Genomic DNA, 19,231 nt, shown 5'->3' on the forward strand with positions numbered 1-19,231 from the left:
CGATAAACACAGGAGAGAGACATGAAACAAAGCCCACAGGCGCCGTCCACGCGCCTGGCTGAAGTCTGGAGCGACACCGTGGATCTCAGGCATCTGGCCTGGGCCATCGGCATTGGGATCTCGGTCAGCGTGGCCGGCTTCTTTGCCGCCAGCCGCTGGCTGCGCGGCGTGGTGGCGTCACCCGAGCTCGCGCACGCATACGCGATGCTGGCCGGGCTGGCCGGCTGCGTGCTGGCTGGCGTGATCTGCGCCCGACTGTTCCCGCCCAAACGCGAGGTCGTCGAGCACAGCGCCACGCACGATCCTGCCTGGCGCGCCGAAGTGCTGGCCGAGCTGGCCGAACAGCCCGGCGGCCTGGGCACGCTGGCGGACCTGCCCGAGGCCGTGGTGCGCGAGCTGAAGGAACTGGACCTGTACGACCTGTTCGCGCAGCCGGCGGCGCCCGCCGTCTCTGCCGCTGCCGCCGATGTTGCCGCCCCCCGGCGCGGCGCCGCCAAGGAGGCCTTGGCATGAGCCCCGAACTGCTTGAACAAATCATGGTGGCCGCGGGCATGGGCCTGTTGGGCGCGGTCGTGTTTGCGGCCATCGGCCTGGTGTCCGGCACCGATGAAACCACGACGCTCGCGCCGCTGACGCTGCTGGTCGTGCTGCTGGGCGTGCCGCCCGCCGGCGTCTTCACGTTCTTTCTGGCGGGCGCGGTGGCCAAGCACATGACGCACGCCGTGCCGACCGCGCTGCTGGGCATCCCGGGCGACACGCTGGCCACGCCGCTGCTGCAGGACGCGAACATGCTGCGCAAGCTGGGCGTGCCGCACATTGCGCTGCGCAAGATGGTGTCCGGCGCCATCGTCGCCGCCTTTGTCGCGGTGCCGCTGGCGGTGCTGTTCGCCGTGCTGCTGGCGCCGTTCGGCGCCGCCATCACCAAGTCCGCCCCGTGGATCTTCCTGGCGGCCGCATTGCTGATCGCGTATTTTTCCGCGGGACGCTGGGCGGCGGTGGCGCTGCTGGTGCCGTTCGTCATGGTGATCATCGCGCTGCAAAGCCTGACGGCCAAGTACGGCGTCAAGCTCAGCATCAGCTACTTCCTGGGCATCGCCATCGGACCGCTGATCGCCGACCTGTTCACCGTGCTGTCGCCGCAAGGCCGCGGCAAGATGATGCGCGACAAGGTGCGCACGTTCTCGCTGGCGCCTGACGTAAAAGGCTGGTCGGGCTACTTTCCGAACCCGCTGAAAGTCATGGACCGGGTGCAGACGCGCTGGACGCTTGCCACCGCAGCCGTGTCCAGCGCCACCTTCGTGTTCAGCCCGGTCGCCATGACCGTCGTGCTGGGCGAACTGGTGGGCTCGCGCGTCAAGCACGCCTATCACCGGCTGACGACGGTGCTGAGCGCGCGCAACGGCGTGACCGAGGCCACCTACATCGCCGAGGCCCTGATTCCGCTGATCGCCTTCGGCCTGCCCCTGAGCCCCGTGGCGGCGGGACCGGCCGCGCCGCTCTTTAACGCGCCGCCGCGCTTCACGGTGGATTCGGCAACCGGCCAGACGCACAACCTGCACAACCTGCTGAACCATTGGGAATTCCTGGGTTACGGCATGCTGGCGGTGCTGCTGGCGGCAGTGGTGTCCTATCCCTTCGCCATGAACTTCGCGCGCCGCGCCGCGCTGTTCGTATCGCGCCGCGTCAGCCACGAGGCCATCATCGCCACGTTTGTCGGCCTGATCATCGTGATCAGCGTCTGGGAAGGCCAATTCCTGGGCCTGCTCGTCATCCTGACCATGGGCCTCATCGGCGGCCTGCTGTCGCGCCTGTTCGGCTTCAATACCGGCGTGCAGTTCATGGGCTACTACACCGCCGTGCTGTCCGTGCCGGCGATCATCAAGCTGCTGGGATAAAAACGTGACGGATGGGCGGGAGCTGTCTGGCCCCCGCCCATTGCCGCACCACTTGATCCTTCGCAAGGCGGCGCTCCCCACGTTGCTCTAGCCTCTGCTCTCTTGACCAGAGGAAAGACTCATATCATGACGTGGTTCAAATCACTCACCCTCGCCGGACGCGAGTTGCTGCCCATCGTGCAGGGCGGCATGGGCGTTGGCGTATCCGCCCATCGCCTGGCCGGCGCGGTTGCCAGCCAGAACGCCGTGGGCACCATTGCCAGCGTCGATTTGCGCCATCACCACGCCGATCTCGTGGAAAAAACCGAAAAATGCAATGACCGCGACACGATCGACACCGCCAACCGCGAGGCCCTGCATCGGGAGGTCCGCGCCGCGCTCGATACGGCGCAAGGGCGCGGCCTGGTGGCGGTAAACGTCATGAAAGCGGTGCGCGACCATCCCGCGCTGGTGCGCCAGGCCTGCGAAAGCGGCGCCGAGGCCATCGTCATGGGCGCCGGCCTGCCGCTCGACCTGCCTGAAATGACGGCCGACTTCCCCAAAGTGGCGCTGGTGCCCATTCTCTCCGAAGCGCGCGGCGTTGCAGCCGTGCTGAAGAAGTGGATGAAAAAGGGCCGTCTGGCCGACGCCGTCGTCATCGAACACCCGGGTTACGCGGGCGGCCACCTGGGCGCGGCACGAATCGACGACCTGCACAGCGAACGCTTCGATTTCAAAAAGGTGCTGGCCGATTGCCACGCCCTTTTCACTGAACTGCAACTGGGCCGTGACGCCCCCCGCCTGATCGTCGCGGGCGGCGTCGGCAGCCACGAACAGGTCCGCCACTGGCTCAGCAACGGCGCCGATGGCGTGCAGGTCGGCACCGCGTTCGCCGTCACCCACGAAGGCGACGCCCACGAAAACTTCAAGCGCGTCCTGATCGACGCCGACCCCGCCGAACTGGCGGAATTCACCAGCGTGGCCGGCCTGCCGGCACGTGCGGTCGCCACGCCGTGGCTGACGCGCTACCTTCGCCAGGAAGGCACGCTGCAAGCCAACACCCGTGCCGATCCGCGCCGCTGCAGCCAGCGTATGGACTGCCTGACGCAATGCGGCCTGCGCGACGGCATCGCCAAGTTCGGCCAATTCTGCATCGACCTGAAACTCGCGGCCGCGATGCGCGGCGAAGTCAGCCGCGGTCTTTTCTTCCGCGGCGCGTCCAAACTGCCGTTCGGCAATGCCATGCGTTCCGTGCGCGAACTGATGGATTACCTGCTGCACGGCGAGATGCCCGCCGCGGCTTAGGTCGGCAGCCCCTCTTAGATGATCTCCGGCAGCCGCCGCAGATCGTCGATCACTTCAAAGGCGCCCTCGTCCAGCAACCGCTGCCGCTGCTGCGGTCCGTTATGTGAGGCGCCCACAAACCCCACCGCCCTCATGCGCGCCGCACGGGCAGCGCGCACACCCGGCACGCTGTCCTCGACCACGACGCAATCCAGCACCGCGGCCCGCATCTGCCGCGCTGCGTACAGAAAAACGTCCGGCGCCGGCTTGCCCTTGGCCACCTGCGCCGTGCTGAACACATGCGGTGCAAACGTCTCCCATAAACCCACCATCTTGAGCGCGGCCTCCAGCTTGGCCGGCATGCTGCTGGACGCGACGCACAGGTCCAGCCCGCGTTCCTTCAATACATTCAGCGTCTCGTGCACGTGCGGCAAGGGGCGCAGTTCGGTGCGGAACGTGCGATCCAGCCGATCGGCATACTGGCGCGCGAAGCCTTCGGGCAGCGCGCAGGCGTGCTCGGCCTGCAACGTGCGCCACATGTCCGCATCCGGAATGCCGGCAAAGCGCAGCGCGGCCTCTTCGGGCGTGATGGCGATGCCGTGCTCGGCCAAGGCGCTGGATTGGGCGCGCGCGGCGATGATTTCGCTGTCGATCAGGACGCCATCGCAATCAAAAATGACGAGGCGCGGGGCGGGCGTGTGCATGTAACCTCCAACGTGTTCGGCCGCTCCATGATAGGCCAGCCCGGTTACAGCGAAGCGCCCGCCTCATGACCGGCACCGAGTGACCGACGGCGCGCGCTGCCAAGCCTTGTCAAAGATTGGTGCCCCCGACGCGCCTCAGGCGCCAGGCGACGGCCACACCCGCCAGTCCTGCCGCCGCCACGATGAACGACGCGGAGGACCAGCCAAAGCGGTCGATCGCGCCGCCCACCGCCACTGGTCCGATGACCTGCCCCAGATTGCTGCCCTGCATGACCAGCCCCACTGACGCCGCGGTCAACGCCGGACGTGGCGCCACCTGCGGCGCGGTGCCAAGCAGCGTCGCAGGGATCAGCCCGCCCACGGCCGAAAACAGCACGCACAGCAGAAAGGTGGTCATGGCCGGCAGCGCGGAACCGAAGATCAGCAGCGACACGCCCGCCATCACTGCGCTGGCGCAGGCGATCAACGTGGACCGCCGCCAGCCGCGTGCAAGCAGTACGCCCGCCCCCAGATTGCCCACCACGTTGGCGGCGCTGGCAATGGCGCTGTACAGCCCGGCCGCCGCCAGCGTCAGCCCCAGTTGCTCCATGAGCAGCACCGGCAGGAAGGTGAACAGCGCGAAGAACATCAGGCTGTAGAGCGTGAATGACAGCGCCAGCAACATCGGGCCGGCCGCGCCCATGGTGTCGACCGTGTCCTGTCGTAGCCCCTGCCACGACAGGGGCGAGCCGCGAGGCGTGGGCGGCGCCAGCACGGCGATGCTGGCAAGCGCCACGCCTGCAGCGATGCCCGCGCACCACCAATAGGCGTGCCAGTCGTCGAAGGCCTGCGAGGCGAGCATCGCGACTGCCATTCCGGCGGGCATGTAGCAGCTCCAGAGTGCAAAGGCGAAATCGCGGCTGCCGCCGGTGACGATGCGCTGCAGCGCGGCAGGCCCCGCCACCGTAATCATCAGGAAACCCAGTCCCTCGATCACCCGGGAGCCAAGCAGCACGCCATAGCCGGGCGCCAGCGCGCCCACCGCCGTGCCCGCCGCGGTCGCCGCCAGGCCCAGGATCAGCATGCGCCGGGCGCCAAAGCGCGCGATCACCCCGCCCGCCGCGATGCCGCCCACCATGCCCAATATCGAAAACACCGCCGTCAGCGTGCCAATGGACGCGAGGTCCAGCCCCATATCTTTGCGCAGCAGCGGCGCGGCGATGATGACCTTGCCCACCTGCAACGCCGCCACGACGCCCGCGCCCACGATGGCCAGCACCGCGCCCCAATGCGGGTGCCCGATGGCACGTTCCGCCCCTTCGACCTTGTCCATCCCACCCTCGCTTTCACCAAGATTCCGGCATCATGCCTCGCAAAACTGATTCCGCGAAGTGATAACCTTTCGACGATCTTGATCGAACAAATAGATCAACCTTCCCGTGATTGACGCGCTGACCCTGGACCAACTGCGTGTGTTCGCCGCCGTCGCAGATACCGGCAGCTTTCGCGCGGCCGCCCGCCGCTTGTCCCGTGTGCAGTCCGCCGTCAGCCACGCCATTGCCAACATGGAGGCGCAACTGGGCGTGCCGCTGTTCGACCGCACCGGCCATCGTCCCGTCATGACGCCGCAGGGCCAGGCGCTGCTTGCCAATGCCCGCGACATCCTGCTGCGGGTCGATGCGATGCGCGCCCGCGCGCAGGGTCTTGGCGAAGGCGTCGAGCTGGAGCTTTCGCTGGTGGTGGATACGCTCTTTCCGATCGAACGGGCTGGTGCGGCGCTGAACCACATGCGCGCGGCGTATCCCTCGGTGGCGATGCGTGTCTCGGTGCTGCCCTTGGGCGGACCGGTCGACGCGCTGTTGGCCGGCACGCACACATTGGGCATTCTTGCAGGCGAGCATTTCCGGCATCCGCGCATTGCGGTGCAGGCGCTTGGCGCCATCCAGATGGTGGCCGTGGTCGGCGCTTCGCATCCCCTGGCGCAGACTGCGCGCGCCGGCCGCGCGCTTACCGCGGCGGACCTGGCGGATCACCTTCAGATCGTGCAGTCCGATCCCTCGTCGCTGTCCGAGGGCCGCGACTTTGCCGTGCTGTCGCCGCAGACCTGCCGCGTCAGCGGCCAGGACACCAAGCACGCGCTGATCCTGTCCGGGCTCGGCTGGGGCCGGCTGCCGCTGTGGCAGGTCGAGCGCGACCTGGCCGAGGGCCGCCTGCTGCGCGTGCCCACCGCCAGCCTGGGCCGCGACAGCCAGATCACCACCGAAACGTATCTTGCGCACCGCATCGACCGGCCGCTGGGACCGGCCGCGCGCGCGCTGGCCGCGGCGCTGCACGCCGGCATTCACCCCTGAGCCTTGGGCGGCTGCGCGTAGCTCACCCCCATGCCGGCGCGCACGTCGTTCTGGATGCCATAGGGCGCGATGGGATAGCGCAGGCCATTGGCTGCCAGCGCCTTCATGCCCTCGATGGCAATCGGCAGATAGCGGGGAGGCAGCGCCATGAGCATTTCTTCGTCGGGCACGCCGCCATAGCGGCGCTCGGCGAAACAGGGCAAGGACAGGCAGGGCTCGCCGGTGGCAAGCGCCCTGCCCCAGGAATCCGCACAGGCGGTTTCCCCCACGACGCTCCAGTCAAAGCGCCGGTAGTTCTTCCATTGCAAGCCGTTGATCAGGATGATCATCTGACCCGGCGTGGCGTACACGAGGCAGATGTCCGGCGGATCCAGGCGCCCCGATGCCAGCGGCGACACGACCATGGCGCGGTACTTGTCCGCCGGCACACAGGTCAGCGCCTCCTGGCGCGCCCGGGCATCGGCTTCGGTCGCGTGCCAGACCCCCACATATTCCTTGCCGCGCTTCCATGCTTCGTCCTGCGGCCCCAGCCCGATGACCGCGCGGCATTGCGCGCCGACCAGATCGTCACCCGTAATGCCAACCGTCCAGCCCAGCCTTGCCGCCATGCCCACGATCTGGTCCGTGGTGTGCGTGGCCTTGGGCCGGCGCAGGCCCTTCACCCCCGCCATGTCGGCTTCGTGCTCGTAAAGCTTCATGCCGATGACGGTGGTCTTCAGCCGCAGCAGCCGGTTCAGGTCGTCGACCAGCGACGCCCAGTCGAGCGCGGTTTCCTGCCTTGTCTCTTCCATGTTCGTCCTTTGGACTCTTGTTTGCGGTCTGGCGCGCCGGAGGCCCGCGCTGCCGCACGCGGTCAAGACTACAACGCGTCAGGCGAACCCGTCGATGCCCCGCATCAGCGCCGCCGCCATGCGCGGCTGGCGCAACTGGTCCAGCCACCAGCGCAGCGCCCGCCCGTCGTGATCGCCGCGCCAGGCGAGATACAGCAGGTTGGGCTCGCGCGGCGTCTCGGTGGCCATCTCGACCAGTTCGCCTCGCGCCAGCAGCGAGGCCACGCGGTGGCGCGGCACCCAACCCACGCCGAGCCCTTCGCGTTGCGCCAGGATTTTGGCGCGCATGCTGGGCACGGCCAATGTCGCCTGCCCGCCGACCCTGCCGTACCCGCGCGCCGACGAGCCGCGCGCCGTGTCGGCGACGACGACGGCGCGATGTTGCTGGATCTGGTCCTGGCGCAACGGCCCTTTTGCCTTGGCCAGCGGATGGCGCGGTGATACGGCAAACAGCCATTCCATCTCGCCCAACGCCGCCCATTGCAGGTTCGGCATGGTCTGCGGCTCGTTGGTCGCGCCCACGATCAGGTCTGCCCGTCCCTCGCGCAGCGCTTCCCACGTGCCGCCCAGCACCTCGTGCGTGAAGCGCAGCCGGACACCCGAATCCAGCTTGTCGAAGGCCTGGATCAGCGGCGCCATCAGTTCGAATTCCAGGATCTCGTCGCTGACGATGTGCAGGCGGTCTTCCCAGCCGCTGGCCACCTGCCGCACGCGCTGCGTGAGCCGGCTGACATCCTGCGCCAGCCGCGCGGCTTCGTCCGCCAGCAATTGGCCGGCGGGCGTCAGTTGCAGCCGATACCCGCGTCGGTCGAACAAGAGGGCATCGAAGCGTTCCTCCAGTTGCCGCGCGGCGTGCGACACGGAAGACGGCGCCTTGCCCAGCCGGGCGGCCGCCCGGGACAGGCTGCCGCTATCGCGGATGGCTTCCAGCAGTGAGAGTTCATTGGCAGTCAGCATCGCGGGCTCAACATAGTGGGCTGCACCTCTGGGGATACACGTTCCGGGCCAAACATGTGCAATTTCTTCGAACGTGTTTGTGCGTCAGATCGTACGACAAACCACCGGGCCAGGCGCAACATGGCTACACCTCACCTCCACACCAAAGGAACCCGTCATGAACCGTTTTGAACAAAAGACCGTCCTGGTCACCGGTGGCACCAGCGGCATCGGCCTCGCTGCCGCCCAAGCCTTCGCCGCCGAAGGCGCCCGCGTCATCGTTACCGGACGCGACACCGCGGCGCTGGAAAAGACCCGCGTCACCCTGGGCGGCAACGCCTTGGCCATCCAGAACACCGCTGGCGCGCCCGGCGCGGCGGCGGCCCTGGCGGACGCATTGGCCTCGGCAGGCGTGCGCCTGGACGCCGTCTTCGTCAATGCAGGCATCGCCAAATTCGCCACGCTGGCCGACGCCACCGAAGACCTGTGGGACCAGACGTTCGACACCAACGTCAAGGGCGTGTTCTTCCAGTTGCAGGCGCTGGACCCCTTGCTCAACGCGGGCGCGTCCATCGTCCTCAACGGGTCCATCAATGCCCATATCGGCATGCCGGCGTCGTCGATCTACGCGGCCAGCAAGGCGGCGCTGATCTCGCTGGCGAAAACGCTGTCGGCCGAATGGCTGCCGCGTGGCGTCCGGGTCAACGTCGTCAGCCCCGGTCCGGTCACGACGCCGATCTACGGCAAGCTGGGCCTGGACGCCGACACGCTGGAGAAGACAGCCGCCAGCATCCAGTCGCAGATTCCGCTGGGCCGCTTCGGTACGCCGCAGGAAATCGCCGCGACCGTCCTGCATCTGGCTGCGCGCGAATCGGCCTTCATCGTTGGCACGGAGATCATTGCGGACGGCGGGATGAGCCAGCTTTGAGCCGGCGCCGGGCCGATGGCCGGGCGGTGCTAGGATGCGGGGCATGACTTCGATCCTGCACGCCCACCCCATCGACCCCGCCGTCCGCGAACGCGTGATGGCAACCCTGCAAGACATCGAGCAGCGCCACGACGTGCGCGTCCTGCTCGCCTGCGAATCCGGCAGCCGCGGCTGGGGCTTTGCCTCGCCCGACAGCGACTACGACGTGCGCTTTCTGTACGTGCACAAGCTGGACTGGTATTTGCGCGTGGCGCCGCAACGCGACGTGATCGAGCTGCCGATTGACGACGAACTGGACGTCTCGGGCTGGGAGCTGCGCAAATCCCTGCAACTCTTGCGCGGCTCGAACCCCACGCTTTTCGAGTGGCTGGATTCGCCCATCATCTATCGCCAGGACGACGCCGTCAGCGCGTGGCTGCGGCATTTCCGCAGCGCGTACTTCTCCAGCACCAAGGGGCGCTGGCACTACGTTGCCATGGCCGGTCGCAACTTCCGCGAATCGCTGCAGGGCGACACGGTTCGCCTGAAGAAGTATCTGTACGTCCTGCGCCCGGTGCTGGCCGCCCAATGGATCGACAGCGGCCGGGGCGTTCCGCCGATGCGCTTTGCCGATCTGGCCGACGTCATCATCACCGACGCCGCGTTGCGCGCCGAGATCAATGAACTGCTGGCCATCAAGATGGCGGCGGGCGAAGCCGAGCACGGTCCTCGCTTCCCGCTGATCCACGCGTATCTTGAATCGACCTTGGCCGAACTGGAAAAAGCGCCCTACTTCGACCGGCCCGACGGCCAGACCGAGACGCTGGACCGGTTTTTGTATGAGGTCGTCACGGGCGCGCCGCTGACGTATTGAGGGATTGCGCCCCGGGTCAGCGGATCCCGTTCCACTGATGAACCGGCGAAGGCGAACGGAACTTTGCGTCCGCTACGGCCCGATCGAACGCAATGCGCGCCTGCAGATCCGTGCGGTCGCGTCGCTGGGCGAACCCGCCGACCATCGGGCGCACACCTCACGCACCCACTGCGGCTGATCCTTGCTGGCGTCGTTGAGCCAGTTGGCCACCGAGTCCTGTACGTAAACGGACGGATCGGCCCGCAACGGCTCGAGCAGCGGCAGCGCGATGGCCGGATCGGCCTTTAGCGCCGCGATGTGCGTGCACCAGACGCCACGCGGGCGCAGCGATTCGCTGGCAAAACGCCGCACGCGCTCCGACGCATGCCGCGTCCAGGGCCGCAGGCATTTGACCGATGTTTCCAATTCCGCCGCCAATTTCGGCCGGACGGCCAGCCATGCCCATTCCCGCACACCGAAATGCGCATCGTCGGCCAACGGACGAATCAGGTCGAGCCGTTCTTGCACCGCCATCCCCGGTAACGCACCCACCATGAAGCACGCCCAGCCTCGGACGGTATCGGACGGATGCGATTGCAGTTCGGCGATGGCCTGCGGCCCCACGCTGTCCAGCAATATGCCGGCCGCCCGCGCCATCCGCCGGGAGATCCCTGCCGCCTGGTCTGCGCGCATCATTGCAAGGCCCTGAGCCCTTAGCTGGGGCACTGCCGCCTGCATCAGGATCGCGAAGTCCACCGCAAGGCATTCCGTCAGCGTGGCGGCCGGCGCGCCTGCATTCAATTGCGCCAGCCGAGCCGGTGCAATGTCCTTCACGCCTCGGCCTGGCGGTTTGTCCGCAACACGGAGACTTTTACTCGGCGCGGCTGGCCCCTCCTTGCTCGTCGTCTTGCTCATTCTTGACCTTCCTGCCTGGCAAGCCGGCCTGCATCCGTACCGCGCCACACTTTCGTCAGCAACCCGCCAAGCTGCCGTTGCTCCGCACCGGTCAGCCCGTCAAAGAGCGAACCGATCCATGCCGCGTGCTCCTTGAACAGTCTGCCCGCCATCGCCCTGCCCTTGGCGGTCAGCATCACGGCAATCTTGCGGCGATCCGCCTGCCCGCCCTGGCGCTCGACAAACCCGTCCCGCTCCAGCCCATCCACCAAGCCTGTGATCGTTGCGCGCGTCACGCCCGCACGTGTCGCCAGTTCATGCGGCGGCAACCCGTCTGGCTGGCCTTGCAATAGGAACAGCAGCACGAACTTGGCTTCAGACAACTGCTTGGGCGCCAGCCGCATTGCGCAATCCCGGTCGATGGCGCCGGCCAGCGCAAGCACCTGAAAACACAGGCGAACGCCGTCGGCAGACGGCAATTCCCGGCGGGCAACTTCTTCAAGCAAGGCGTGATGTTTGGGTTCCAGCATCATCGGAAATGGAGTATTCATATGTGGCCGTATAGTATGGCGGCTAATCGTTCCACGCAAATGTGCCGCACGGAGCCGGTATGATCGAGGGCTTTTCAACTTCGCCTCGCAAGGAACCCAGCAGCATGTCCGACACCACCAAGCCCTTCGACGTCCAGAACTTCATCGCCCAAAGCATGGAAGGCATGCAGGCCGCCACCACGGCGCATTGCGCGACCTGGCACCTGGACGAGGCCGAGCAATGGTCGGTGGACATGGATAGCGGCCTGATCGTGTTCCAGCTGCCGGGCGGCACCGTCGCGTCCGCGCCGGTGCAGATCATCGGCACGTCCAACAGCGAGGACGGCAGTTTCCTGTGGGGCTGGGACCATCCGTCCGTGCCGGCCGAGCTGGCCGAGCACGCGCAACTGGCGTTGGCATTCGGGCGTGCGCATGGACTGCCCGCTTACACCGAACGCAAGGTCGATTGCGACGACGCCCAGGCCTGGGAGTTCACTGCCGTCGCCATGCGGCTGGGTGAAGCCTCCGGCTCGTATCGCGCGCAGGCGTCGGAGACGGCGCATGTGTGGATGACATTCGGGAAAGTGTCGCTGTCGAAGGCGGAAAGCGAGTGACGGTGGCGTCAGGGGTCATCGGACTGTTGCTGGCCGTCGCGCTTTGCGCGCTGGTGCATGTGGCGGTGATGGCCTTCGCGGGACGTGCGCTGGGCGTGGCGCTGGATGAGCTGTCGTTCGGATTGGGGCCGCGGATGTTGCGACTGGGCAAGGTCAGCATCCGGCTGCTGCCTGTCGGCGGCGCGGTCCGCTTCCAGACGGCGGGCGACACGATGCCGGCGGATGACGCGGACATTCACCCGCAACACCTGGAAGCGCAGCCGCTTTGGGCGCAACTGATCATCGGCGCTTCCGGCTGCCTCGCGCTGATCGCGCTGGCGTGCGCGCTGCTCGGCGGCATGGCCGGTGTGCAGGCGCTGGCGGGTGGATTTGCGAACATCATCATCGGCGCGCTGTCGCCGCTGCACACCGCGCAGGCGCTGCTGGCGCGCGTGGATGCCGCCGCGCACGGTCTGCCATTTTCCACGTTGCTGGGCCTGACCGCCGCCACCACGGCAGCGCTGAACCTGCTGCCTTTGCCGGGCGCGAACGGCGGCTACCTGTTGGGCGCGCTGGGCAAAAGCGCCGGCTTGGGCAAGCATTGGCCGGCATCCGTTACGCAGATCCTGCTGCTGGCTTATGTGGCGCTGGCGGCGTCCTGGCTCGTCGCGGCCGTGGTGTATCTCAGCAATGGTGTCTGACACCCGAGTGATAGCAGGTGTCTGACACCCCGGCGAGATGGCCGTCGGATTGCGACGGCATCTCCTGGGTGTCAGACACCTTGTCCACCTTGCGACGTGCTCTCACCGGCGCCTTACCGATACAGCACCGTCGGCAGCCACATGCCGATCGCCGGGAACATGTACAGCAGGAAGATCGCGACCACCTGGATCCCCATGAACGGCATCATGCCCAGGAAGATCTGATTCAGCGTCACGTGCGGCGGCGACACGCCCTTCAAGTAGAACGCCGACATCGCAACCGGCGGGGACAGGAACGCGGTCTGCAGGTTCAGCGCGACCAGCAAGCCGAAGAACAGCGGATCGATGCCGAAGGTATTGAGCAGCGGCACGAAGATCGGCATGAAGATCACGATGATCTCGGTCCATTCCAGCGGCCAGCCGAGCAGGAAGATGATGATCTGCGCCAGCAGCAGGAACTGAATCTGCGTCAGACCCAGCGACAGCACCCATTCCTCGATGATGCGCTGGCCGCCCAGCAGCGCGAACGCCGCCGAGAAGATCGATGATCCCACGAACAGCCAGCACACCATGGCGCTGGTCTTGGCCGTCAGGAACACTGATTCGCGCAGCACCGGCAGATTCAGCCTGCGATACGCCAGCGCCAGCAACGCCCCGCCCATCGCGCCCATGGCGGCGGCCTCGCTGGGCGTGGCCAGGCCAAAGCCGATCGAACCAAGCACGGCCGCGATCATCACCGCCAGCGGAAAGAACGATGCCATCAGCATCTTGAAGATTTCCAGCCGCGCCCACGTCAGCGCGGCGTAGAACACCGCCAGCATCACTGCGCAGACGCCTGCAAAGATCCAGAAGCCGGTGGGCGCGGGCTTGCGGGCGTCGGCCGTGTCGGGGGCGGCCTGCTGTGCAGGTGCGGCCGCGCCTGCTGGCGGCTGCGCGGCGGGCGTGCCCGGCGGTTCGCTCAAGCCCGACGCGGCGGGCGCGCTACCCGGCGGTTCGGCAAGTTCATTGGACGGCGGTTCGGGCAGGTCATTGGACGGCGGCTCGGCCAAGCCGTCCGTGGGCGGTTCGCTCAACCCAGAGCCGGAATCGAAGCCGCCCGAGCCCAACTGCAGTTCGGCGGGAATCTCGTACTCCACAGCGGGCTTGGTCAGCGCATGATGCACCACCGCCAGCATCAGCACCGTGACCAACAACGGCGACAACGCCATCGCCATATTGCGCGTCAGATAGCCAAACGACACCGCGCTGTTGCGCCGGCCCTTGAACATGGCGGCCAGCATGCCCGATACGGCGCGCGTGTAGGGGCCCGCCGCCAGCGCGGCCGTGTCGGGCGACAGCGGCACGCCGCGTTCGCTCTCGGGCAGCGGCGGCGCCATGTCAGGACGCAGCTTGGCCACGATGATGACGTACACCATGTACAGAATCGCCAGCATGAGCCCGGGAAAGAGCGCACCGGCATACAACTGCACGACCGACACGCCCGTGGTGGCGCCGTACACGATCAGCATCACCGACGGCGGCAGCAGGATGCCCAAACAGCCGCCCGCCGTGATCGAACCGGCCGTCAGGCGCACGCTGTAACCCGCCTTCAGCATGGCCGGCATTGCCAGCAACCCCATCAGCGTGACCACCGCCCCCACAATGCCTGTCGCCGTGGCGAAGATGGCGCACGTCGCCAATGTGGCCACCGCCAGCGCGCCGGGCAGCCGCGCCAGCGCCAGATGCATCGACCGGAAGAGCTTTTCAATCAGGTTGGCGCGTTCGACCAGATAGCCCATGAACACGAACAGCGGAATCGAAATCAGCGAATCGTTCGTCATCGTGGCGTACGTGCGCTGCACCATCAGGTCCAGCGTCTGTCCGAGCGACCGCCCCGGATCCGAACTCTGCATGTAATACGCCAGGAACGTAAACAGCACGCCCATGCCCATCAGCGTGAACGCCGTGGGAAAGCCCAGCATGATCGCCACCACGATCAGGGCCAGCATCAGCAGCCCGATGTGGCCGGTGGTGAGGTTGTCCCACGGCGTCAAAAACGCGATCATTAGCAGCACCAGCGCGATGCACGACAGGCCGAACCACAATGCCTTGTGGATTTTCATCGCTGGGACTCCCCGGAGTTGACGTAACGATCGAGCTTGGCGATGTCTTCGTCCTTCACGTGCACCATCTCCTTGAGCTTGTCGACGTCCACTTCCTCGACGTCCTCTTCACGCGACGGCCACGCGCCCTGCTTCAGGCACAGGATGCAGCGCATGACCTCGGCCACGCCCTGCAACAGCAGCACTGCGCCGGCAGCGGGTATGAAGGCCTTGAATGGATAGATCGGCGGCCCGTTGGCCATCAGCGAGGAATGCTCGCGGATGGCGATGGAATAGCCGGCGTAGTACCAGCCCGCCCACACCAGGGCGATGACGCCCGGAAAGAAAAAGACGATGAAGAGCAGCAGGTCCAGCCCGGCCTGCACACGCGGCGGCAGGAATCCGTACAGGATGTCCCCGCGCACGTGCCCGTTCTTGGCCAGCGTATACGCCCCGGCCATCATGAACAGGATCCCGTAATACATCATCTGCAGGTCGAACGCCCAGGCGCTGGGCTGGTTCAGGATGTAGCGCGCCGCGACTTCCCAGCACACATGCAGCGTCAGCACCACGATCAGCCAGGCAAAGGTCTTGCCCACAAGGGTGGAGATGCTATCTATGAAACGTACGATTCGGATCATCGAAGGTCCTGGAGTCGGATCCGCTCAGGCCGCGGCAAACCTGCCGCCGGCGCGCACGGAACCTGGACGCATGGCGAAACCCCGCGCGCCGGCCAGGCGACGCGCGGGTGCGGCGCAGGACGGCGTCAGGCCGGCTTGGTGCTGCGCGAGAAGTAGTGGTTGTAGGCCATGCGGTAGTTGACGGTGGTGTCGCCGTGCCAGCGCCCCACCCGCTCCGCGAACGCCCGCTGCGATTCCAGCACCTTCTTGAACAGCGGATTCTCGGCCGACCGCTTGGCGATCATCTCGTCCCAGATCTTGAGCTGCTGCTGCAGGATCGCGTCCGGCGTCTTGTAGAACTTGACGTTGTGATCCTTCTGCAGCTTGATGTAGTCCTGCGAATAGCGGTTCGCCGCCTTCCAGGACATGTCCGCGCTGGACGCCTGCGCCGCGTAGCTCAGGATGTGCTTCAGGTGTTCCGGCAAGGCGTCGTACTTCGCCTTGTTGAACAGCACCTCGAATTGCTCCGCACTCTGGTGAAAGCTCTGCAGCATGCAGATCTTGGAGACGTCCTGGAATCCCAGCGCCAGGTCGGAAGACGCGTTGTTGAATTCCGCCCCGTCCAGCAGGCCGCGGTCCAGCGCCGGCACGATTTCCCCGCCGGGCAGCGCATTCACGGCCGCGCCCATCGCGGTGTACATGTCAATGGCCAGGCCCACGGTACGGAACTTCACGCCCTTGACGTCCTCGACCTTGGTGACCGGCCGCTTGAACCAACCGAACGGCTGCGTCGGCATCGGTCCGTACATCAAGGACTGCACGTTCACGTTCATGGCCTTCTGGATCTCGACCAGCAGCTCCTTGCCGCCGCCATATTCATGCCAGGCCAGCAGCATGTTGGCATCCATCCCGAAAGACGGACCGGACCCCCACAGCGCCACCGCCGTGTTCTTGCCGTACCAGTAGGCCACCACGCCGTGGCCGCCATCCAGCGTCCCGGCCGACACCGCATCCAGCAAGTCGAACGCCTTGACCACGGCGCCCGCGGGCAGCACTTCGATCTTCAACTGACCGCCGGCCATCTCGTTGACCTTGTTGGCGTAGTCGCGGGCGAATTCGTGGAAGATGTCGGTCGCGGGCCAGGTGCTCTGGAACCGGAAGGAAATGGGTGCGTTCTGCGCCTTGGCGATGGCGGGAAATCCTAGCGCCGCGACCCCTGCGGCGGCTGCGCCGGAGATGAATTTGCGGCGGCGGGGCTTTGTAACGTGTTGCATGGCTTGTTGTCTCCTGGGGTGGACTACATGGACCAGCGTGTTGTTACTACGGCTGCAAGGGTGTGGCACAGATTGGCTGCTGCGAGCCATCCGATGCCGGTTGATGCGTCTGATGCGCAACTTTGGAGTGATTAAACCTGCCTGACAAACGGCTGACAATCAGCTTTTAGTCAGGAATTACCCTAGAAAACGGACTAGCCTGAAATAGCAAAAGGCCAGCAGGCCGCGTGGCGCGGCGTGCTGGCCCGATGCGCTGAAAGGCGGGGGTTATACCGCCGACACGGAACCCGTCTCTCCCCCGCCCTGCAACTGTGGCGGCGACGTCACGATCGACGTCAACGCCGGCTCGGCAGGACGCAACGCAGCCAGATCCGGCCTTGGGCGCTGCAGCACGTCCGAGTCCGCAAACGCCTGCTCCATCGCCTGCGCCGCGGCCAGCACTTCACGGTCTGCGCGAAAGCGGCCCACGATCTGCAGCCCGAACGGCATGCCCTTGGCATCGCGCCCGCACGGCAGCGTCAGCGCCGGGTGCGTGGTCAGCGTGACCACATACGTCAGTGCCAGCCAGCGGTAGTAGTTCTCTTGCGCAACGCCGTTGATCTTGTCCGCGTACAGCTGCGTCCACGGGAACGGCGACACGGGCGTGGTGGGCGAAAGGATGAGGTCGTAGTCGTCGTAGGCGCGCTGAAAGCGCTTGATCAGGCGCGTCTGCTCGGCCTGCGCCCACGCGCAGTCCTTCAGGCTCATCGCCGCGCCCATTTCGAAATTGGCGCGGGTATTGGGGCCCAGGCTGGACGGATCCTTTTCGTAGGCGTCGCGCATGCCCGCCACGAAGGCTTCGGCGCGCAGCACGTCGAAGCACCGGTGGGCCTCGCCCACATCCAGGTCGATCGGATCGCAGGCGGCAAACAGATGCCGCATCGCGGCGATCTTTTCGCGGAAGGTGGCGCGGATGCCGTCGTCCACGTCGCACGCGCCGAAGTCTTCGGTGTAAGCCACGCGCAGCGAGCCCAGGTCCGCGACGCCGGGGTTCAGGAATTGCAGCGGGTCCAGCGGATAGCTGAGCGGATCGCCGGCATGCATGCCCGCGGACGCCGCCATCTGCAGGCAGGCGTCGGCCACCGTGCGGCCCATCGGCCCGACCACCGAAATCGGCGTCCAGCCCAGCGGCTTGCGCACGCTGGGCACGACGCCCGGCGACGGCCGGAATCCGACCACGCCGCATTTGGACGCGGGAATGCGGAGCGAGCCGCCGGTGTCCGAACCCGTGCAGACCGGCAGCATGTCGGCGGCCAACGCTGCGGCTGAGCCGCCCGACGAACCGCCTGCGTTCAGGTTCGGGTTGAAAGGATTGCCGGTCGCGCCCCACACCGTGTTGCGCGAGTTGGCGCCCGCGCCCATTTCGGGCACGTTGGTCTTGGCAGCGACGATGGCGCCGGCGCGGCGCAGGCGCGCCACCAGCTCGATGTCCTCGTCGGGCACGTGGCCGCGATACAAGGGCGAGCCGTACGTGGTCAGCACACCGGCGGTGGGTTCCAGATCCTTTACCCCCATCGGCAGGCCGTGCAACAGGCCCAGCGGCTCGCCCGCCATCACGGCGCGCTCGGCGGCGCGCGCTTCCGCCCTCGCCCGCTCATAGGCGGTGGCGGTCACCGCGTTGATGTACGGGTTCACGGCCTGGATGCGCGCGATGCAGGCCTCCAGCAATTCCACCGGCGAAAGCTGGCGGGCGCCGATCATGCGCCGCAGCTCGACCGCCGTCAGGGATACCAGGGTGTCGTCCAATGCCATCGTCGTCTTCCTTCAGTCGATCTTGATGTTGGCCCGCTGCGCCACTTCACGCATGACGGGCAGTTCCTGCTGGATCAGCGCCTCGCCTTCAGCGGCGCTGGCGAAGGCGGCTTCGAAGCCTTGCGCCTCCAGGCTCTTGACCACCTCGGGCGATTCGACGGTGGCCTTGAGCGCCTTCTCCAGCCGCGTCTTCACGTCGGCCGGCAGGCCACGCGGCGCGGCGACCATCAGCCACGTATCCATCGCGACCGACGGATAGCCCTGTTCCGCGAACGTGGGCACGTCGGGCAGGAAGGCGGAGCGCTTGGGCGCGGACACTGCCAGGACGCGCACCTTGCCCTGCTTGCTTTGCGGCAGGGCCGCGGCCACGGTGTCGACCGAGAACGGAATCTGTCCGCCGATCAGGTCAGTCATCGCGGGCGAGCTGCCCTTGTACGGCACATGCGTCATCTTCAGCTTGGCGGCCGAGGTAAAGGCCTCGCCCACGAAATGCGCGGTGGTGCCGGTGCCGAACGATCCGTAGGGCGGCTGATCGTGAGCGGGGTCCTTCACATAGGCCACGAACTCCTTCAAGTCCTTGACGGGCACCTTGGGGTTCGCAAGCAGCGCCAGGCCGGTGCGTCCGACAATGCCGATCGGCTCGAAGCTCTTGACCGGGTCGTACGGCAGGTTGGCTTGAATGGCCGGGTTGACCGTGAACGTCGTGCCCGAACTGACCAGCAGCGTGTAGCCGTCCGGCGCAGCCTTGGCGACGAAGCTGGCGCCGATCACCGTGCCAGCGCCCGCGCGGTTTTCCACCACGATCGTGCGCCCCAATTCCTGCCCCAGTTTCTGCGCCACCACGCGGCCCAGCACATCGGTAGCGCCACCCGGCGGGAAAGGCACGACCAGCGTAATCGGCCGGCTGGGGTAGGCGTCCTGGGCCACTGCGGGCGCGACGGCGCCGACGGTGCTGGCAAAAGCGAGGCTGACTGCAAGAAACGAGGTTTTCATGGCGGTGCTCGATGGGGAGGTGGTGGATAAACGGCG

The 19,231-nt window shown here is 66.7% G+C and carries 19 protein-coding genes; 8 read left to right on the top strand and 11 right to left on the bottom strand.

Going from position 1 to position 19,231, the window contains the following annotated elements:
• The first annotated feature begins 21 nt into the window (after nt 1-21).
• From AB3147_RS15380 to AB3147_RS15390, 3 genes are all read left to right on the top strand, one after another.
• On the top strand, nt 22-513 hold the full coding sequence (locus AB3147_RS15380; RefSeq protein ID WP_175121274.1) for a hypothetical protein: 492 nt from the start codon (nt 22-24) through the stop codon (nt 511-513).
• Entirely contained in the window at nt 510-1,895 is a 1,386-nt protein-coding gene (locus AB3147_RS15385; RefSeq protein ID WP_175121273.1) for a tripartite tricarboxylate transporter permease, read from the top strand. Before AB3147_RS15380 ends, AB3147_RS15385 begins: the two co-directional genes overlap by 4 nt.
• A 126-nt stretch (nt 1,896-2,021) precedes the next feature.
• Nucleotides 2,022-3,179, top strand: coding sequence for an NAD(P)H-dependent flavin oxidoreductase (locus AB3147_RS15390; protein WP_218344115.1), 1,158 nt, complete (start codon nt 2,022-2,024; stop codon nt 3,177-3,179).
• A gap of 14 nt (nt 3,180-3,193) precedes the next feature.
• Here AB3147_RS15390 and AB3147_RS15395 read toward each other — a convergent pair whose 3' ends face one another.
• Both AB3147_RS15395 and AB3147_RS15400 read right to left on the bottom strand, forming a co-directional pair.
• Entirely contained in the window at nt 3,194-3,862 is a 669-nt protein-coding gene (locus tag AB3147_RS15395; protein WP_218344116.1) for an HAD family hydrolase, read from the bottom strand.
• Nucleotides 3,863-3,971: 109 nt separating this feature from the next.
• Nucleotides 3,972-5,174: an MFS transporter gene (locus AB3147_RS15400; protein WP_367352332.1), complete on the bottom strand. Its 1,203-nt coding sequence runs from the start codon at nt 5,172-5,174 to the stop codon at nt 3,972-3,974.
• Nucleotides 5,175-5,280: 106 nt separating this feature from the next.
• On the opposite strand from AB3147_RS15400, the gene AB3147_RS15405 reads away from it, so the two are divergent.
• Nucleotides 5,281-6,192: a LysR family transcriptional regulator gene (locus tag AB3147_RS15405; RefSeq protein WP_286899527.1), complete on the top strand. Its 912-nt coding sequence runs from the start codon at nt 5,281-5,283 to the stop codon at nt 6,190-6,192.
• Here AB3147_RS15405 and AB3147_RS15410 read toward each other — a convergent pair.
• Together AB3147_RS15410 and AB3147_RS15415 are read right to left on the bottom strand one after the other, a co-directional pair.
• Nucleotides 6,183-6,983, bottom strand: coding sequence for a DUF169 domain-containing protein (locus tag AB3147_RS15410; RefSeq protein WP_367352333.1), 801 nt, complete (start codon nt 6,981-6,983; stop codon nt 6,183-6,185). The genes AB3147_RS15405 and AB3147_RS15410 overlap by 10 nt on opposite strands.
• A 78-nt stretch (nt 6,984-7,061) precedes the next feature.
• Nucleotides 7,062-7,979 (bottom strand): LysR substrate-binding domain-containing protein, encoded by a 918-nt coding sequence (locus tag AB3147_RS15415; RefSeq protein WP_367352334.1) that lies wholly within the window; start codon nt 7,977-7,979, stop codon nt 7,062-7,064.
• A 157-nt stretch (nt 7,980-8,136) separates the two neighbouring features.
• Between AB3147_RS15415 and AB3147_RS15420 the strand changes: the two genes are divergently transcribed.
• The gene (locus tag AB3147_RS15420; RefSeq protein ID WP_175183661.1) at nt 8,137-8,886 is read left to right on the top strand and encodes an SDR family oxidoreductase; all 750 of its coding nucleotides are present in this window, start codon (nt 8,137-8,139) and stop codon (nt 8,884-8,886) included.
• Nucleotides 8,887-8,929: 43 nt separating this feature from the next.
• Complete coding sequence (locus tag AB3147_RS15425; protein ID WP_175183662.1) at nt 8,930-9,739, top strand: nucleotidyltransferase domain-containing protein; 810 nt, start codon at nt 8,930-8,932, stop codon at nt 9,737-9,739.
• Between the two features lie 72 nt (nt 9,740-9,811).
• Here AB3147_RS15425 and AB3147_RS15430 read toward each other — a convergent pair whose 3' ends face one another.
• Nucleotides 9,812-10,633, bottom strand: coding sequence for a HEAT repeat domain-containing protein (locus tag AB3147_RS15430; protein ID WP_367352335.1), 822 nt, complete (start codon nt 10,631-10,633; stop codon nt 9,812-9,814).
• Nucleotides 10,630-11,145: a MarR family winged helix-turn-helix transcriptional regulator gene (locus tag AB3147_RS15435; RefSeq protein ID WP_367353545.1), complete on the bottom strand. Its 516-nt coding sequence runs from the start codon at nt 11,143-11,145 to the stop codon at nt 10,630-10,632. Before AB3147_RS15435 ends, AB3147_RS15430 begins: the two co-directional genes overlap by 4 nt.
• Before the next feature lie 122 nt (nt 11,146-11,267).
• Here AB3147_RS15435 and AB3147_RS15440 point away from each other — a divergent pair, with 122 nt between their 5' ends.
• Complete coding sequence (locus AB3147_RS15440) at nt 11,268-11,756, top strand: DUF6882 domain-containing protein (protein WP_286899534.1); 489 nt, start codon at nt 11,268-11,270, stop codon at nt 11,754-11,756.
• The gene (locus AB3147_RS15445) at nt 11,753-12,436 is read left to right on the top strand and encodes a site-2 protease family protein (protein WP_367352336.1); all 684 of its coding nucleotides are present in this window, start codon (nt 11,753-11,755) and stop codon (nt 12,434-12,436) included. Before AB3147_RS15440 ends, AB3147_RS15445 begins: the two co-directional genes overlap by 4 nt.
• A gap of 113 nt (nt 12,437-12,549) precedes the next feature.
• Here the strand turns inward: AB3147_RS15445 and AB3147_RS15450 are convergent, their stop codons facing one another.
• The 5 genes from AB3147_RS15450 to AB3147_RS15470 form a co-directional block, all read right to left on the bottom strand.
• Entirely contained in the window at nt 12,550-14,538 is a 1,989-nt protein-coding gene (locus AB3147_RS15450) for a TRAP transporter large permease (protein ID WP_367352337.1), read from the bottom strand.
• Entirely contained in the window at nt 14,535-15,158 is a 624-nt protein-coding gene (locus tag AB3147_RS15455; RefSeq protein WP_175136290.1) for a TRAP transporter small permease subunit, read from the bottom strand. Before AB3147_RS15455 ends, AB3147_RS15450 begins: the two co-directional genes overlap by 4 nt.
• Nucleotides 15,159-15,283: 125 nt before the next feature.
• Nucleotides 15,284-16,411 carry a TRAP transporter substrate-binding protein gene (locus AB3147_RS15460; RefSeq protein ID WP_175121260.1) on the bottom strand — a complete coding sequence of 376 codons (1,128 nt, stop codon included), beginning with the start codon at nt 16,409-16,411 and terminating at the stop codon, nt 15,284-15,286.
• Between the two features lie 267 nt (nt 16,412-16,678).
• Entirely contained in the window at nt 16,679-18,202 is a 1,524-nt protein-coding gene (locus AB3147_RS15465) for an amidase (RefSeq protein WP_367352338.1), read from the bottom strand.
• 12 nt (nt 18,203-18,214) lie between these two features.
• Complete coding sequence (locus AB3147_RS15470) at nt 18,215-19,195, bottom strand: Bug family tripartite tricarboxylate transporter substrate binding protein (protein WP_175121258.1); 981 nt, start codon at nt 19,193-19,195, stop codon at nt 18,215-18,217.
• Nucleotides 19,196-19,231 lie beyond the last annotated feature (36 nt).

Source organism: Achromobacter animicus (assembly GCF_040775605.1).
Taxonomy (GTDB): Bacteria; Pseudomonadota; Gammaproteobacteria; order Burkholderiales; family Burkholderiaceae_B; genus Achromobacter; species Achromobacter animicus.

Coding starts and splice junctions, on each gene's coding strand:
- AB3147_RS15380 (WP_175121274.1), top strand. CDS start 22: ATGAAACAAAGCCCACAGGCGCCGTCCACGCGCCTGGCTGAAGTCTGG.
- AB3147_RS15385 (WP_175121273.1), top strand. CDS start 510: ATGAGCCCCGAACTGCTTGAACAAATCATGGTGGCCGCGGGCATGGGC.
- AB3147_RS15390 (WP_218344115.1), top strand. CDS start 2,022: ATGACGTGGTTCAAATCACTCACCCTCGCCGGACGCGAGTTGCTGCCC.
- AB3147_RS15395 (WP_218344116.1), bottom strand. CDS start 3,862: ATGCACACGCCCGCCCCGCGCCTCGTCATTTTTGATTGCGATGGCGTC.
- AB3147_RS15400 (WP_367352332.1), bottom strand. CDS start 5,174: ATGGACAAGGTCGAAGGGGCGGAACGTGCCATCGGGCACCCGCATTGG.
- AB3147_RS15410 (WP_367352333.1), bottom strand. CDS start 6,983: ATGGAAGAGACAAGGCAGGAAACCGCGCTCGACTGGGCGTCGCTGGTC.
- AB3147_RS15415 (WP_367352334.1), bottom strand. CDS start 7,979: ATGCTGACTGCCAATGAACTCTCACTGCTGGAAGCCATCCGCGATAGC.
- AB3147_RS15420 (WP_175183661.1), top strand. CDS start 8,137: ATGAACCGTTTTGAACAAAAGACCGTCCTGGTCACCGGTGGCACCAGC.
- AB3147_RS15425 (WP_175183662.1), top strand. CDS start 8,930: ATGACTTCGATCCTGCACGCCCACCCCATCGACCCCGCCGTCCGCGAA.
- AB3147_RS15430 (WP_367352335.1), bottom strand. CDS start 10,633: ATGAGCAAGACGACGAGCAAGGAGGGGCCAGCCGCGCCGAGTAAAAGT.
- AB3147_RS15435 (WP_367353545.1), bottom strand. CDS start 11,145: ATGATGCTGGAACCCAAACATCACGCCTTGCTTGAAGAAGTTGCCCGC.
- AB3147_RS15440 (WP_286899534.1), top strand. CDS start 11,268: ATGTCCGACACCACCAAGCCCTTCGACGTCCAGAACTTCATCGCCCAA.
- AB3147_RS15450 (WP_367352337.1), bottom strand. CDS start 14,538: ATGAAAATCCACAAGGCATTGTGGTTCGGCCTGTCGTGCATCGCGCTG.
- AB3147_RS15455 (WP_175136290.1), bottom strand. CDS start 15,158: ATGATCCGAATCGTACGTTTCATAGATAGCATCTCCACCCTTGTGGGC.
- AB3147_RS15460 (WP_175121260.1), bottom strand. CDS start 16,411: ATGCAACACGTTACAAAGCCCCGCCGCCGCAAATTCATCTCCGGCGCA.
- AB3147_RS15465 (WP_367352338.1), bottom strand. CDS start 18,202: ATGGCATTGGACGACACCCTGGTATCCCTGACGGCGGTCGAGCTGCGG.
- AB3147_RS15470 (WP_175121258.1), bottom strand. CDS start 19,195: ATGAAAACCTCGTTTCTTGCAGTCAGCCTCGCTTTTGCCAGCACCGTC.